Origin of the sequence: Pseudomonas laurylsulfatiphila, from assembly GCF_002934665.1 — a bacterium.
Classification (GTDB): Bacteria; Pseudomonadota; Gammaproteobacteria; order Pseudomonadales; family Pseudomonadaceae; genus Aquipseudomonas; species Aquipseudomonas laurylsulfatiphila.
The window spans coordinates 1,204,380-1,220,442 of the sequence record NZ_NIRS01000001.1 but is presented as its reverse complement, the minus strand read 5'-3'; the positions used below and the strand labels follow the sequence as shown (position 1 = coordinate 1,220,442).

3 protein-coding genes are annotated in these 16,063 nt (G+C 64.8%); all 3 read left to right on the top strand.

All coding sequences use genetic code 11. From position 1 onward, the window contains the following. The first annotated feature begins 18 nt into the window (after positions 1–18). Genes CD175_RS05600 through CD175_RS05590 form a run of 3 tightly spaced genes read left to right on the top strand, consistent with a single transcriptional unit; the run spans position 19 to position 15,991 of the window. A complete protein-coding gene (locus CD175_RS05600; RefSeq protein ID WP_104448005.1) occupies positions 19–1,077 on the top strand; it encodes a TauD/TfdA family dioxygenase in 1,059 nt (352 codons plus the stop codon). A gap of 11 nt (positions 1,078–1,088) precedes the next feature. Then, on the top strand, positions 1,089–4,187 hold the full coding sequence (locus tag CD175_RS05595) for a non-ribosomal peptide synthetase (RefSeq protein ID WP_104448004.1): 3,099 nt from the start codon (positions 1,089–1,091) through the stop codon (positions 4,185–4,187). Then, the gene (locus CD175_RS05590) at positions 4,184–15,991 is read left to right on the top strand and encodes a non-ribosomal peptide synthetase (protein ID WP_104448003.1); all 11,808 of its coding nucleotides are present in this window, start codon (positions 4,184–4,186) and stop codon (positions 15,989–15,991) included. The genes CD175_RS05595 and CD175_RS05590 overlap by 4 nt, the downstream gene beginning before the upstream one ends. Positions 15,992–16,063: the final 72 nt, after the last annotated feature.

Below are 16,063 nucleotides of genomic sequence, written 5' to 3'. Positions count from 1 at the left end.
CATTTTCTGGAGGGGTTTATGACCGTTTCAACGACCAAGTCCATTCCCAAGATGGGTCGTGGTGCCCGCAAAAGCCTGTCCACCGATCCGACGCGGCTGGTGAGTTTTGCGCCGATGTTCGAAGGCCACAGCATGCCGCTGGTGTGCCGTCCGGCCGTGTCCGGCGTGAACCTGGTGGAATGGGCGAGCCAGAATCGCGCGCTGATCGAAAGCAAGCTGCTGGAGCACGCGGTGATCCTGTTCCGTGGCTTCCAGGTGGCCGATATCGGCGAGTTCAACCGCTGCGTCGATGCGATTTCCGGCGGCGCCTTGGAGTACCTGTTCCGCGCCTCGCCACGTACCCAGATCACCGGTCAGTTCAAGATCTACAGCTCCACCGATTACCCGGCGCCGGAGAAAATCTTCCCGCACAACGAGCACTCGTATTCGCCGGTGTTCCCGCGTCACCTGTATTTCTACTGCGACACCCCATCGGCCACCGGCGGCGAAACGCCGTTCGGCGATACCCGCCGGATTCTCGCGCGGATCGACCCGGCGGTGCGCGAAGAGTTTGCCCGTAAACGCATCATGTACGTGCGCAACTACGGCGACGGCATGGGCCTGCCGTGGCAGACCGTGTTCCAGAGCGAGGACCGCGCCGAGGTCGAAGCCTACTGCGCCAAGATCGGTATCCAGGCCGAGTGGAAGTCCGGCAACCGCCTGCGCACCCGGCAGAACGGCCCGGCCATCGTGCGCCACCCGCTGACCGGTGAGCGCTTCTGGTTCAACCACGGCACCTTCTTCAACGCGCTGACCCTGCCGGACAGCATTCGCGACAACCTGCTGCGTGAATTCGGCCCGCAAGACCTGCCGCAGAACACCTTCTTCGGCGACGGCTCGCCGATTCCCGACGACGTGATCCGTCACCTGCAAGGCATCTACCGCGAGGTGATGGTCGAGTTCGCCTGGGAGAAGGGCGACGTGGTCCTGCTCGACAACATCCTCAGCGTGCATGCGCGCAACGAATTCACCGGCTACAGAAAAATCCTCACGGCCATGGCCATCGCGCAGAAAAGCGCCGACCTGGATCAGGAATAAGGACACCCGACATGAACACCACCGCCCTCGAACCTTCGACAGACGTCTTCCAGACTTCGGCCCAGCAGGCCTTTTATTTGCGCGTCCAGGACCTGGGCGCCCAGCCGCTGTTCGCCGCCCTGACATTGCCGGTCGCCAGGCCGGTGGATGGCCAGGCGTTACGGGCGGCGCTGGAGACACTGGGCCGGCGTCACGAAACCCTGCGCACGGTGTACCGCCGCTTGCCGGGCATGAAGTGGCCGGTGCAGAGCCTGTGCGAAGCGCTGCCACTGACGGTGCTGGGCGACCAGCCTTCGGTGGCCGAGGCCTTGAGCCGCAGCCGTGAAGTCTTGGTTGAGGATTCGAACCAAGTGCTGGTGGTGGCACAGGTCGAGGGCGAAGCAGGGCAATCCATCGTCACTCTGCTGACCCCGGCGTGCAGCTTCGACGAGGCCTCGCTGCGGGTGCTGTCGGCTGAACTCGCCAGTCTGTTGCGCGGCGAACCCCTGGTCGAAGACGAGGAGGCGCTGCAATACCTGGACTACAGCGCCTGGCAGCAAGAGCTGCGCGAAGAAGACATCGGTCACCAGGGCGCCGCGTTCTGGCGCAACCTGCAACAGCAGTTCGCCGTAGCCCATCGCTTGCCCTTCGAAAAAGCGCTCGATGTCACCTTGGTTCGTCGTCAGGCCACCTTGATTGACGCCCAATGGTTGGCTGGCGTGCAACGGGCCGCTGTTGATGCGGGCGTTGAGTCGGAGCAATTGGCGCTGTTGTTGTGGACCGCATTCGTTGCACGCATCGGCCAGCAGGAAAAACTGCTGATGGGCTGGCAGGTGGACGGTCGCAACGAGCAGACCGCCGCCACCCTCGGCCGATTCGCCCGGCGTCTGCCGGTGGCCTTCGAGCACCGTAGCCAGCAGACACTGACGCAAGCCTTGGCCACCTTTGCGGCCAGCGTTGAGCAGTCGCTGTCCTGGCTCGACTGCCTCAACGAGTTCGAACTGAGCGCCGAAGGCACCGCGCCGCTGCGTTACGGCTTCGTCTATCAAGCCGCCATTGATGCCGACATCGAGGTGGACGACGCCAACCCCGAAGTCCTGCGCCTGCGTGTCCAGGGCGAGCAGTTGCAGCTGTCATGTCTCGACGGTGCGCTGCCGGAGTCGATGCTGGCCGAATGGCTGGAGCAGTTTGTCGAGTTCAGCCGTGAATTACTGGCATCGCCCGAGCTGACCCTGGCTCAGGCGAGTCTGGTCAATGCGGCACAACTGACCCGCCTGATCGAGGGCTTCAACCCGAACGCCACCGGGCAGGCATTGCCGTGCCGCTTCCTGCAGGAGTTGTTCGTCGAACAGGCGCGCCTGCATCCACAACGTATCGCCCTGAGTATCAACGGTCAGCGCCTGACCTATGCCGAGCTGGATGCGCGCGCCAATCAGGTGGCCAATACCTTGCGCGCCCAAGGCTTGGCGGCGGATGAAATCGTCGCGGTCTACGGCCAGCGCTCGCTGGAAATCGTCATTGCCTTGTTGGGTACGCTCAAGGCCGGCGCTGCGTACTTGCCGCTGGACCCGAACTACCCGATCGAGCGCCTGGCGTTCATGCTCGCCGATACCGATGCGCGCCAGGTGCTGGCCTGCCAGCCGCTGCCGGACGCATTGCGTCATGAACGGATAATTTCCTTGATGCCGGGGGCCGACGTCTGGGCCGCCGCGCAAACCGAACCTGCGCCTCAGGGCGACAGCGCGAACCTGGCCTACGTCATCTACACCTCCGGCTCCACCGGCAAACCCAAGGGTGTGATGATCAGTCATGCCAATGCCGTGGCCTCGACCCTGGCGCGCACTGGGTTTTATCGCCAGCCGCTGCGCGCGTTCCTGATGCTCTCGTCGTTCTCCTTCGACAGTTCGGTGGCCGGGGTGTTCTGGGCGCTGGGGCAGGGCGCGACCCTGTGCCTGCCGGACGAGGACAGCTACAAGGATCCGGCCCGATTGGCCGAGTTGATCCAGCGCGAAGAGGTTTCCCACTACCTGACCTTGCCGTCCTACCACGCACAGATTCTCGAACACCTCGATCAACAGGCCCTGGCCTGCGTCATCGTTGCCGGCGAAGCCTGCAGCAACGCACTGGTGCAGCGACATCGCGAGGCATTGCCGGGGGTGGCACTGGTCAACGAATACGGCCCGACCGAAGGCACCGTGTGGTGCTCGGCCTGGGAATTGCCGCTCGGTCAGGACGCCGACAGCATTCCGATCGGCCAGCCGATTGCCGGCATGCGCATTCACGTGCTCGGCCCGGACCTGCAACCGGTGGCCGTGGGCGTCGAGGGTGAACTCTACGTCGGTGGTGCCGGCATTGCCCGGGGCTACTTGCAGCGTGCCACGCTGACGGCCGAACGCTTTGTCCCCGACCTGTTTGCAAAGACGGCGGGCCAACGCCTGTACCGCACCGGTGACCTGGCGCGCTATCGCGCCGATGGCGTGCTGGAGTATCTGGGCCGGGTCGATCACCAGGTGAAAATCCGCGGCTTCCGCATCGAGCTGGGCGAAATCGAAGCGGCCATGCGCAGCGCGCCGGGCATCGAGGATGCCGCCGTCATCGCCCGGGAAACCCCGACCGGCCCGCAGCTGCTGGGCTTCGTGGTGTCCCCGGCGGACACCGCCGACATCCGCCTCAACGAACTGCGCAGCCATCTGGCCGAGGTGCTGCCCGAGCACATGCAGCCGGCGCGCTTGCAGGTGCTGGAACGTTTCCCGCTGATGCCCAACGGCAAGCTCAATCGCCAAGCCTTGCTCGATCTCGATGTGCGCCGCAGCGCCTTCGTCGCGCCGCGCAACGACCTGGAAAAAACCCTGGCGGCAATCTGGGCCGAAGCGCTGCACGTCGAGCGCGTCGGTGTGCACGACAGCTTCTTCGAACTCGGCGGGCACTCGCTGCTGGCCACGCGCATTCGTGCGCGGATTCAGGACGAACTGAACCTGGCGATCCCGCTCAAGCTGTTTTTCGACGGTGACACCCTGGAACGCCTGGCGGCACAGATCGAGCAGTTCCGCGAGCAAAGTGAACACCAGGAAAACGATGTAGACGCCCTCGAAGCGTTGTTCGACGAAGTGGATGAGGAACACGCGCAATGAGTGCTGCACCGGACAGAATGATGACCCTGGCCCAGCGTTTCTGCGACTTGAGCGCGGACGCCCGACGTGCGTTGCAACAAAAGATGCACGCTCAGGGGCTGACCCTGGAATTACTGCCGATCCCGCCGCGGGACCGCACCGTCGACACGCTGCCGGCGTCCTACGCGCAGCAGCGCTTGTGGTTCCTCTGGCAGATGCAGCCCCAGGCCACGGCCTACAACCTGACCGGTGCCTTCCGCCTCAATGGCGAGCTGAACCGCGATGCATTGGCGCAGACCCTGGCGACACTGGTGCAACGTCATGAGGTGTTGCGCACCACGTTCGTTTTCGACGAACAGCAAGTGCTGCAGCACATCCACCCGCAGATGGACACCCCGCTGGTCGAGGTCACTGCCGCCGACGACATCGAACTGCAACGCCAGATCGCCCTCAACGCCGAGCAGCCGTTCGACCTGCAGCACGGCCCGTTGATGCGCTGCCGCTTGATTCGCCTCGATGCCCGGCAACATGTGCTGGTGCTGACCTTCCATCACATCGTCACCGATGGCGGCTCGCTGCCGATCCTGTTGCAGGAGTTCACCCAACTCTATGGACAACTCAGTGCAGGGCAGGCTGCGCAGCTAGCGGAGCCGGGCATTCAATACGCCGACTTCGCCCGCTGGCAGCGCCTGTGGCTGGAGGCCGGTGAAGCCGAGCGTCAGCTCGATTACTGGCGCGGGCAGTTGGGCAGCGAGCATCCACCGCTGAACCTGCCGACCGACCGCCGTCGCCCGGCGATCCCGAGCCAGCAGGGCGCCAGCGTCGAGCTGAAAATCCCCGCTGCGTTGACGGCGCAACTGCGCGAGCTGGCCCGCCGCGAAGGCTGCACCCTGTTCATGCTGCTGATGGCAGCGTTGCAAACGCTGTTGCATCGCTACAGTGGCGAACAGGACATTCGCGTCGGCGTGCCGATTGCCAACCGTACCCGCCAGGACGTGGAAAACCTGCTGGGCTTTTTCGTCAACACCCAGGTGCTGCGCAGCCAGCCCCGGGCCGACCAGCCGTTTGTGCAATTGCTGGCCGAGGTCAAGGCCGCAGCGCTCGGCGCGCAGGCTCATCAGGACCTGCCGTTCGAGCAACTGGTCGATGGCCTGGGCGTGGAGCGCAGCCTGAGCCACACGCCGCTATTCCAGGTGATGTTCAACCACCAGCGCCACAGTGGCGACCCGCAACGCTGGGACTTGCCGGGCCTGAGCGTCGAACCGCTGATCTGGGACGAAAAGACCACCAAGTTCGACCTGATGCTCGACACCGTCGAAAGCGACGAGGGCATCCACACGTCGTTCGTCTATGCCACCGAACTGTTCGACGCCGCGACCATCGAGCGTCTCGGCCGGCACTGGCTAAACCTGTTGCAGGCCATCTGCACCGACGCCGGTGTGGCCTTGGCCGACCTGGGCATGCTCGACGCCTCCGAGCAGCAAGCCACCTTGCTGGATTGGAATCGCAGCGCCGAAATCAACGCGCCAGAAGCTGCGAATGCCCTGTGTGCCCATCAACTGATCGAAGCCCAGGCCGCCGCGCACCCGAACAACATTGCCGTGACCTGTGAAGGCATCACCCTCACTTACGCCGAACTGAACAGCCGCGCCAACCGCATCGCCCATCGTCTGCGCGAACGCGGGGTCTGCCCGGACGTGTTGGTGGGCATCGCCCTGGAGCGCTCGCTGGAGATGATCGTCAGCCTGCTGGCGATCCTCAAGGCCGGGGGCGCCTATGTGCCGCTGGACCCGGATTACCCGCAGGATCGCCTGGCCTACATGCTCGCCGACAGCGGCACACGCCTGTTGCTGACTGACTCAGCCCTGATGCCACGCCTGCCGTTGAACGAAGGCATTGAAGTGATCTGCCTCGATCACGCCAGCGACTGGCTCGATGAGGCCAGCGCCGACAATCTGCCGAACCTGACCGCTGCAGCGAACCTGGCCTACGTCATCTACACCTCCGGCTCCACCGGCAAACCCAAGGGCACGCTGCTGCCCCACAGCAACCTGACCCGCCTGTTCAGCGCCACCGGGCACTGGTTCGGTTTCAATGCGGACGACGTCTGGAGCCTGTTCCATTCCTATGCCTTCGACTTTTCCGTATGGGAAATCTTTGGCGCGCTGTTCTACGGCGGCAAGCTGGTGGTCGTGCCGCACGCGGTCAGCCGCTCCCCGGAAGACTTCGCCCGCTTGCTCAGTGATGAAGGTGTCACGGTACTCAACCAGACCCCCTCGGCCTTCCGCCAGTTGATGCCGTTCGCCTGCGCCAACGCGCCAGGCATGGCCCTGCGCTACGTGGTGTTCGGTGGCGAGGCGCTGGACGTGGCCAGCCTGCGGCCGTGGTACGACGCCTTCGACGACCGGCAGCCATTGCTGATCAACATGTACGGCATCACCGAAACCACGGTGCACGTGACCTACCGCCCGCTGTCCCGCGCCGACCTCGATGGCGCCAACAGCTCGCCGCTGGGCGAGCCGATCGCCGACCTGCGCTGGTACGTGCTCGACCCGCGCCTGAACCCGGTGGCCAAGGGCTGCGTCGGTGAGCTGTACGTCGGCGGTGCCGGTCTGGCCCGGGGTTATCACCAGCGTGCCGATCTGACCGCCATACGCTTTGTGCCGGACCTGTTCGCCGCTGAGCCGGGCGCACGCCTGTATCGCACCGGCGACCTGGCGCGTTATTGCGCCGATGGCAGCATCGAGTACGCCGGGCGTATTGACCATCAAGTGAAGATCCGTGGCTTTCGCATCGAACGGGGGGAAATCCAGGACCGCCTGCAAAGCCACCCGGCCATCGAGCAGGCGCTGGTCCTGGCACCGCAGGTCAACGGCAGCCAGCAACTGGTGGCGTGGTTCACCGCGACCAACGACGACAAGGATTTGCGCCAGTCCCTGCGCGAACATTTACAGGGCGGTCTGCCGGACTACATGGTGCCGGCGCATCTGATCAAACTCGAGCACTGGCCGCTGACCAGCAACGGCAAGCTGGATCGCAACGCATTGCCCAAGCCTGATGCGGCGCTGGCGCAGCAGGCTTACACGGCGCCGATGGATGACATGCAGACCGAGCTGGCGGCGATCTGGCAAGACGTGCTCAAGCTCGAGCGCGTAGGCATCGATGACAACTTCTTCGAGCTGGGCGGCGACTCGATCATCTCCATCCAGGTGGTCAGCCGCGCGCGTCAGGCCGGGATTCGCATCACCCCGCGCGACCTGTTCCAGCACCAGACCGTGCAGAGCCTGGCGAAAGTCGCTGTGCGCAGCGCCGGGCTAATCATCGATCAGGGACCGGTGCGCGGTGACGTGTTGCTGACGCCGATTCAGCACTGGTTCCTCGAACAAAGCATCGAGGCCCGTCATCACTGGAACCAGTCGGTATTGCTGGAGCTGCGCGAGCCGCTGGATAGCGGTTGCCTGCAACAGGCACTGGCGGCGTTGCTGGAACATCACGATGCATTGCGCCTGCGCTTGCGTCAGGTCGATGGTGTCTGGCAACAGGCACAAGCCGAGCAGTGGAGCAGCGCTGATGTGCTGTGGCAGCGCCAAGCCGCCGATGCCGATGAACTGCTTGAACTGTGTAATGCCGCACAGGCGAGCCTGAACTTGCAGGACGGTCCGTTGCTGCGTGCCTTGCTGGTGGACATGGGCACGACAGGCCAGCGTCTGTTGCTGGTGGTGCATCACCTGGCGGTGGACGGCGTTTCCTGGCGTCTGCTGCTCGAAGACCTGCAAGCCGCCTACGCTCAGGCACGTCGGGCCGAGCCGCTGCGCCTGCCGGCCAAGACCAGCGCCTATCAGGCCTGGGCTGCACGTTTGCAACGGCATGCGCAAAGTCCGGCGCTGGCGCAGCAAGCCGCTTACTGGCAAGCCCAATACCACGACGTCGCGGTGCAACTGCCGGCGGACAACCCGCAAGGCAGCCTGGCCAGCCAGCACGCCATCAGCGTGGAAACCGTGCTCGACAGCACCTTGACCCGCCAACTGCTGCAAGACGCCCCCGCGGCTTACCGCACCCAGGTCAACGACCTGTTACTGACGGCGCTGGCGCGGGTACTGGGCCAGTGGACCGGTCAATCGTCGACCCTGGTCAAACTGGAAGGCCACGGTCGCGAAGACCTGTTCGACGACATCGACCTGACCCGCACCCTCGGCTGGTTCACCTCGATTTTCCCGGTCAAGCTCACCCCGGCCGACGACCTGGCCGCGAGCATCAAGGCGGTCAAGGAACAGCTGCGCGCCGTGCCCGACAAAGGCATCGGCTTCGGCATCCTGCGCTATCTGGCCGACGTTGGCCTTGAGGCTCTGCCGTCACCCCAGGTCACCTTCAACTACATGGGCCAGTTCGACGCCAGCTTCGACGAGCAGGCGCCGTGGCGTCCGGCGAAGGAAAGCGGCGGTGCCGAGCAGGGCGCCTCGGCCGAGCTGGACCGGGGCCTGAGCATCAACGGCCAGGTCTACGCTGGCCAACTGCGCTTGAGCTGGACCTTCAGTAGCGACCTGTTCAAAGCGCAAACCGTACAACACCTGGCCGATGCCTATGCGATGGAGTTGCAACGGCTGATCGAACATTGCCTGAGCGGTGCCGGTGGCCTGACCCCGAGCGACGTACCGCTGGTGCGCGTCGATCAGGCGCAACTGGATGCCTTGCCGCTGGCGGCCAGCCGCATCGAAGACATCCTGCCGCTGTCGCCGATGCAGCAAGGCATGCTGTTCCACAGCCTGTTCGCCCCGGATGCCGGTGCCTACGTGCCGCAGATGCGCGTGGATGTACAGGGGCTGGACGTCGAGGCATTCGGCGATGCCTGGCAGCAGACGCTGGCGCGCCATGAAGTGCTGCGCGCGGCGTTCTTCAGCGAAAGCAACGGCTCGCGACCGCTGCAAGTGATCCTGGCCGACGCCACGCTGCCGATGAGCCTGCTCGACTGGCGCGACCGGCCTGATCTGCCGCAAGCGCTGGAGCGACTGGCCGAGGACGATCGCCTGCGCGGTTTCGACCTGACGGCGGCGCCACTGCTGCGCCTGACCCTGGTGCAGACCGCCGATGACAGCCATCACCTGATCTTCACCAACCACCACATCCTGCTGGACGGCTGGAGCACCTCGCAGTTGTTCGGCGAAGTGCTGCAATGCTACTCCGGCGTCATGCCGGCGCTGGGTGTTGGTCGTTATCGCGATTACATGAGCTGGCTGGGCACCCGTGACCGCGCTGCGTGCGAAGCGTTCTGGCTGGAGCAATTGCACGCCTTCACCGAGCCGACCCGCCTTGCCGGCGCCTTGCCGGGGCCGGTTGCAGGACAGTGCAGCGGTCATCGCACCCTGCACCTCAACCTGGACCGCGCGGCCACCGAGCGCCTGAGCGGGTTCGCCCGTCAGGCCCGCGTCACGCCCAACACCCTGCTGCAAGCCGCCTGGCTGTTGATATTGCAGCGCTACACCGGCCAGTCGACGGTGGCGTTCGGCGCCACGGTGTCGGGGCGTCCGAGTGAGTTGCAAGGCATCGAGCAGCAGATCGGGTTGTTCATCAACACCTTGCCGGTGATCGCCACGCCGCACCCCGAGCGTACGGTCAGCCAATGGATCGATGAAGTCCAGGCGCTCAACCTCAGGTTGCGCGAAGTCGAGTACACGCCGCTGGCGGACGTGCAGCGCTGGGCCGGTCATTCCGGCGAGGCGCTGTTCGACACCCTGCTGGTGTTCGAAAACTACCCGGTGGCGCAAGCGTTGGAGGAGGGCAACAGCAGCGTGCTGAAATTCTCCGGCATCGATCACCACGACCAGACCAGTTTCCCGCTGGCCATTGCCGCCGAGTTGGGCGAATGCCTGGACCTGCGTTTCAACTACGACACGGCGCTGTTCAGCGCCGAGGCTATCGAAGGTTTGAGTTCGCGGCTGGTTGCCTTGCTTGATGCCATGGTCTGCGCGCCGCAGCAGCCCTTGGGGCGCTTGAGCCTGCTCGATGCTGTGCAAACGGCGCAGCAGGTCGAAGGCTTCAACCGCACGGTGCAGGGCTGGGCGGATGTGCGCCCGGTCTACCAGTGCTTTGAAGCCCAGGTGCTGCAAACCCCGGAAGCCCCGGCCCTGGTGTTTGCCGGCCGGACCCTGAGTTATCGCCAGCTCAACCAACAGGCCAACCGACTGGCGCACCTGTTGCGCCGCCAGGGTGTGGGCGCCGAAGTGTTGGTGGGCATCGCTGCCGAGCGTTCGCTGGAACTGGTGATCGGCTTGCTGGCGATCATGAAGGCCGGTGGCGCCTACGTGCCGATGGACCCGGACTACCCCCGCGAACGCCTGGAACACATGTTCGACGACAGTGGCGTGCACTTACTGCTGACCCAGCGTCATCTGCTTGAGCAGTTGCCGATTCCGGCCGCCACCACGGCGATCTGCCTGGACGACATGGCGCCGCTGCTCGAAGGGCTGAGCGACGAAAACCTGCCCTGCGTGGTCGAACTGCAATCTCTGGCCTACATGATCTACACCTCCGGCTCCACCGGCAAACCCAAGGGCGCGGCCAACCGTCACGATGCCTTGTACAACCGCCTGGCGTGGATGCAGGGCGCCTATCCGCTGGACGGGCGCGACACCGTCTTGCAGAAAACCCCGTTCAGTTTCGACGTGTCGGTCTGGGAGTTCTTCTGGCCGCTGATGACCGGCGCACGGCTGGCCCTGGCCGAACCGGGTGCCCATCGCGATCCGGCGCAACTGGTCAGCCTGATCGAGCAGTACCGGGTCAGCACCCTGCATTTCGTGCCGTCGATGTTGCAGGCGTTTGTCCAGGGCGAAGGCTTCGAGCGTTGCGCCAGCCTGCGGCAGATCATGTGCAGCGGCGAAGCCTTGTCGGCAGACTTGCAGCACAGCCTGTTCCGCGTCCTGCCGGACGTCGGCCTGTACAACCTGTACGGCCCGACCGAAGCGGCGATCGATGTGACCCACTGGACCTGTGTCGATGATGGCGGGTTCAGCGTGCCGATCGGTTATCCGATTGCCAACCTGGTGACCTACATCCTCGACGACAGCCTGCAACCGCAGGTGCAGGGTTGTGTGGGCGAGCTGTACCTGGGCGGCATCGGCCTGGCCCGTGGTTACCACAACCGTCCGGACCTGACCGCCGAGCGCTTCGTCGCCAGCCCGTTCGGTGAGCAGGGCGAGCGCCTGTACCGCACTGGCGATCTGGCGCGCTATCGCGAGGACGGCGTGATCGAATACGTCGGCCGCATCGACCATCAAGTGAAGATCCGTGGCTTGCGCATCGAGCTGGGGGAAATCGAAGCCTGCCTGCTGGAGCATCCACAGGTGCGTGAAGCCGTGGTGATCGCCCTCGATGTCGGCAAGTCCAAGCAATTGGTGGCTTACGTCGTAGGTGATGCCGCTGTTGATCGTCTCAAGCAACACCTGCGCAACGCGCTGCCAGAGCACATGCAGCCGAGCCACGTGTTGCCGCTCGATCAGTTGCCGGTGACACCCAACGGCAAGCTCGACCGCCGCGCATTGCCGCAACCGGACCAGCAAGTGCGCGAATACGTTGCGCCGCGCAACGCCGTGGAAGCGACGCTGCAAGCCGTGTGGCAGGCGTTGTTCGAAGTGCCGCAAGTGGGCATGCACGACAACTTCTTCGAGCTGGGCGGCGATTCCATCGTCTCGATCCAGGCCGTCAGCCGCGCACGCAAGGCCGGCTTGAGCATTTCGCCCAAGCATGTGTTCAGCCATCCGACCCTTGCCGAACTGGCGACGGTCGCCCAACCGGTCGCGGTGGATCAAGCCGTGCCGACTGTGGTTGCACCGGCAGCAAAAATCGAACTGAGTGAAGCGCAATATCAGGCGCTGGAACTGACGGCGGACGAAGTCGAGGACGTTTATCCGCTGTCGCCGATGCAGCAAGGCATGCTCTTCCATTCGGTGCAGGACGGCGATACGGGGCTGTACGTCAACCAGATCGAAGTGGGCGTGCGCGGCGTGGATGGCGCGCGTTTCCGCGAGGCCTGGGCCGATGCTGCCCGGCGTCACGGGATTTTGCGCACCGCATTCCTCTGGGAAGGCGACAAGGAGCCGCTGCAAGTGGTGCGGCGCAATGCGCCTGCGCTGCTGGCCGAGCTGGACTGGCGCGGGCTGGATGATCAACCAGAACGCGTCCGTCAACTGGCGCTGGAGGAGCGCGAACGCGGTTTCTCGCTCAATCGCGCCCCCTTGTTGCGTCTGTTGCTGGTGCGTCTGGAAGACGACCGCTATCGCCTGATCTGGACATACCACCACATCCTCATGGACGGCTGGAGCGTGTCGCGCCTGATCGGTGAAGTGCTGCGCCATTACAGCGGCGATGAGCACGAGCCGGTGGCCGCCTATCGCGACTACATCGACTGGCTCGGCCAGCAAGTCGCCGAGGCCAGCGAGGCGTTCTGGAAAGGCAAACTCGCCAACCTCGAAGGCGCCACGCACCTGGCCCGCGCCTTGCCGGTCAAGGCGCCGCAAGCGGGTTACCACGCGATCTACACGCACCTGAGTGCCGAGCAGACCGCGCGTTTGCAGGCGTTTTCCCAGCAACAGCAGGTGACGCTCAACACCCTGGTGCAAGCCGCGTGGTTGCTGCTGTTGCAGCGCTATACCGGCCAGCGCACGGTGACGTTCGGCGCCACCGTGTCCGGGCGTCCGGAAATCCTCAACGGCTCCGAGAACATGCTCGGGCTGTTCATCAACACCTTGCCGGTGGTCAACAGCGTGCCGACCGAGGCCCGCGTCGGTGACTGGCTGCGCGAAATCCAGGCCTACAACCTCGACATCCGCGACTTCCAGCAAACCCCGCTGAGCGATATCCAGCGCTGGGCCGGGCAGGGCGGGCAGTCGTTGTTCGACAGCATCATCGTCTTCGAAAACCAGCCGGTGGACCGCACCCTGCGCGAATGGAACGGCGACTCGCTGCGCTTCGAAGACGTGTCCGACTTCGGCCTGACCAGCTTCGCCATGGACCTGATGGTCAGCCTCGACGAGGGGCTGCGCATCGAGTACATGCACCAGCGCGATCAGTTCGATCTGGCGACTGTCGAAACCCTGCGCGGCCACATGGAAAGCCTGATGCAGCGTCTGTGCGACGACGCCGGGCGTGCCGTCGGTGAGCTGGGCCTGCTGACCCTGGACGAAGGCCGGGCGCTGGACGGCGAACTGCAAGTGGTGGCAGACGGTGACGAGACGCCGGTGCACGAGCTGATCCGTCAGCGTGCGCGATTGCAACCGGATCACACGGCGCTGGTGCTCAGCTATGCCGACCGTGACGCCGAGCACCTGAGCTACGCCGAGCTGGACCGGCGCTCCGATGCGTTGGCGGTGCATCTGCTGGAACAGGGCGTGCAGGTCGAAGACGTGATCGGCGTGTTCATGGAGCGTTCGCTGGAGTTGGTGGTGTCGCTGCTGGCGGTGATGAAGTGTGGCGCCGCCTACGTGCCGCTGGACCCGCAATACCCGCAGGAACGCCTGCGCTACATGATGGCCGACAGCGACATGCGCCTGCTGCTGACCCAGGAACGGCTGCGCGACACAGCGCAGTTGAATCCGGGCACGGCCATGGTCGCGGTGGACCGATTGAACCTCGACGTCGAGGTGCCGGCACCGCAACGTGCTGTGCACGCCGAGCAACTGGCCTACCTGATCTATACCTCGGGTTCGACTGGCAAGCCGAAGAGCGTCGCGGTCGCCCACGGACCATTGAGCATGCACGTACAGGCCATCGCCGAGCTGTACGAAATGGACCCGGGCAATCGCGAACTGCACTTCATGTCGTTCGCCTTCGATGGCGCCCATGAACGCTGGATCACCGCGCTGATCAGCGGCTCGACCCTGGTCATTCGCGACAATACGTTGTGGACCGCCGAACAGACCCTGGCCGTGCTGCACCGCCAGCGCATCAGCGTCGCCTGCTTCCCGCCGGCGTACCTGCTGCAACTGGCCGAGCACGCCGAACTGCAGGGCGGTGATCCGCCGCCGGTGCGCATCTACTGCTTCGGTGGCGATGCGGTGCCGGACGCCACGTTCGAGCGGGTCAAGCACACACTCAAGCCGCAATACCTGGTCAACGGCTACGGCCCGACGGAAACCGTGGTCACGCCGCTGCTGTGGAAGATCGCCGCCGACGGCCATTGCCAGGCGATGTACGCGCCGATTGGCCAACGCGTCGGCAGCCGCAGCCTGCACGTGCTGGACATGGACCTCAACCCGCTGCCGGTGGGTATGGTCGGCGAGCTGTACATCGGCGGACGGGGTGTCGCGCGTGGCTACCATCGTCATCCGTGGCAGAGCGCCGAGCGCTTCGTCGCCGATCCGTTCAGCCCTGAAGGCGGGCGCCTGTACCGCACCGGTGACCTGGTGCGCCGTCGCGAAGATGGCGTGTTCGACTACGTCGGGCGCATCGACCATCAGGTCAAGGTGCGCGGCTTCCGCATCGAACTGGGCGAAATCGAAGCCCGCTTGCGCGAGCAGGCCGGGGTCAACGATGCGCTGGTGGTCGTGCGGGACAACGGCCAGGGGCCGCAACTGGTGGGCTATGTGGTGGCGGCACAAGACGATGGCCTCGGCCCGCGTTGCCAGGCGGCATTGCGCGAAAGCCTGCCCGACTACATGGTGCCGACGCAGGTCGTGGTGCTGCCGCGCTTCCCGCTGACACCCAACGGCAAGCTCGACCGCAAGGCCCTGCCGGATCCGGCCTTCACCGGCCGTGACTACGTGGCCCCGCGCACGCCGCTGGAATGGGTGCTGGCGGACATCTGGCAACAGGTGCTGGGCATCGAGAAGGTCGGCATCACCGACAACTTCTTCGAATTGGGCGGCGATTCGCTGCGCACCCTCAAGGTGATCTCGAAAGTGCGTGCGCTGAACGAGCCGGATTTCCAGATCAAGCTGCGCGACATGATGGCCAAGCCGACGATTGCCGGGTTGTCCGGTGTCGATGAGCAGCCCGTGCGCCAGAGTCCGCAACCGCTGTTGCTGCTCAATCAGCTGGTGGCGGATCAGCCGGCATTGTTCTGCCTGCACGCCGGTTTCGGCACGGTGTTCGATTACGAGCCGTTGGCCCGGCGCCTGGACGGTGAGCGCACGGTGTACGGCGTGCAATGCCGGATGCTGCTCGACCGGCAATGGCACGACACCTCGCTTTCGCAGATGGCCGCCGACTACGTCGAGGCGATCCGTGCCAGACAACCCCAGGGGCCGTACCACGTATTGGGCTGGTCGCTGGGCGGGGCGTTGGCGTTGCTGGTGAGTGAGCTGTTCAAACGGCAGGGCCAGCGTGTGGCGTTCGTCGGTCTGGTGGACAGCTTTGTACCGACCCAGGCCAATGCCGTTGTCAGTGCGGATGAGTGGCGTGTGGATCTGGCCGAGTTCCTCGGTGCAACCTTGGGCATGGACGGCGAGGTGATCGCCCGGGCGTTGAGTACCGAGTCGGCGGGGGACCACGATGCCGTGGCGCGGATCATCCGCGCGGTGATCGACAGCCAAAGCGATCAGGCCAGTGGTTATGCGCTGCTCGGTGCCGATGAGCTGGCTCAGACGTTCATGGTCAGCACACGCTTGAAGGCACTGTCGCGGCAGGTCGACACCCTGCCGATTCCGCAAGTCGGGCTGCATTGCTGGTGGGCCGATGGCAACCCGACGGCCGAACGCGCCACGCTGGAGCGCCAGCAACCGCGGTTGCGACAGGTGCAAACGGTGAAGGCCGGGCACTTCGATATCCTGCAGCAGGATGAGTGCCTGAACGCCGTGGTGGCGCTGCTTGGCCGGGAGGTGGTGCCGCAGCTCTAGGGCGTGCACGCGACAAAAACAGGCTCGCCCTAATGAACGACCCTCCCGGTTCGTTTACCAGGGCAAGCCTGT

Excerpts from the sequence above, each read along its gene's own strand:
- CD175_RS05600 (WP_104448005.1), top strand. The coding sequence starts at position 19 with ATGACCGTTTCAACGACCAAGTCCATTCCCAAGATGGGTCGTGGTGCC.
- CD175_RS05595 (WP_104448004.1), top strand. The coding sequence starts at position 1,089 with ATGAACACCACCGCCCTCGAACCTTCGACAGACGTCTTCCAGACTTCG.
- CD175_RS05590 (WP_104448003.1), top strand. The coding sequence starts at position 4,184 with ATGAGTGCTGCACCGGACAGAATGATGACCCTGGCCCAGCGTTTCTGC.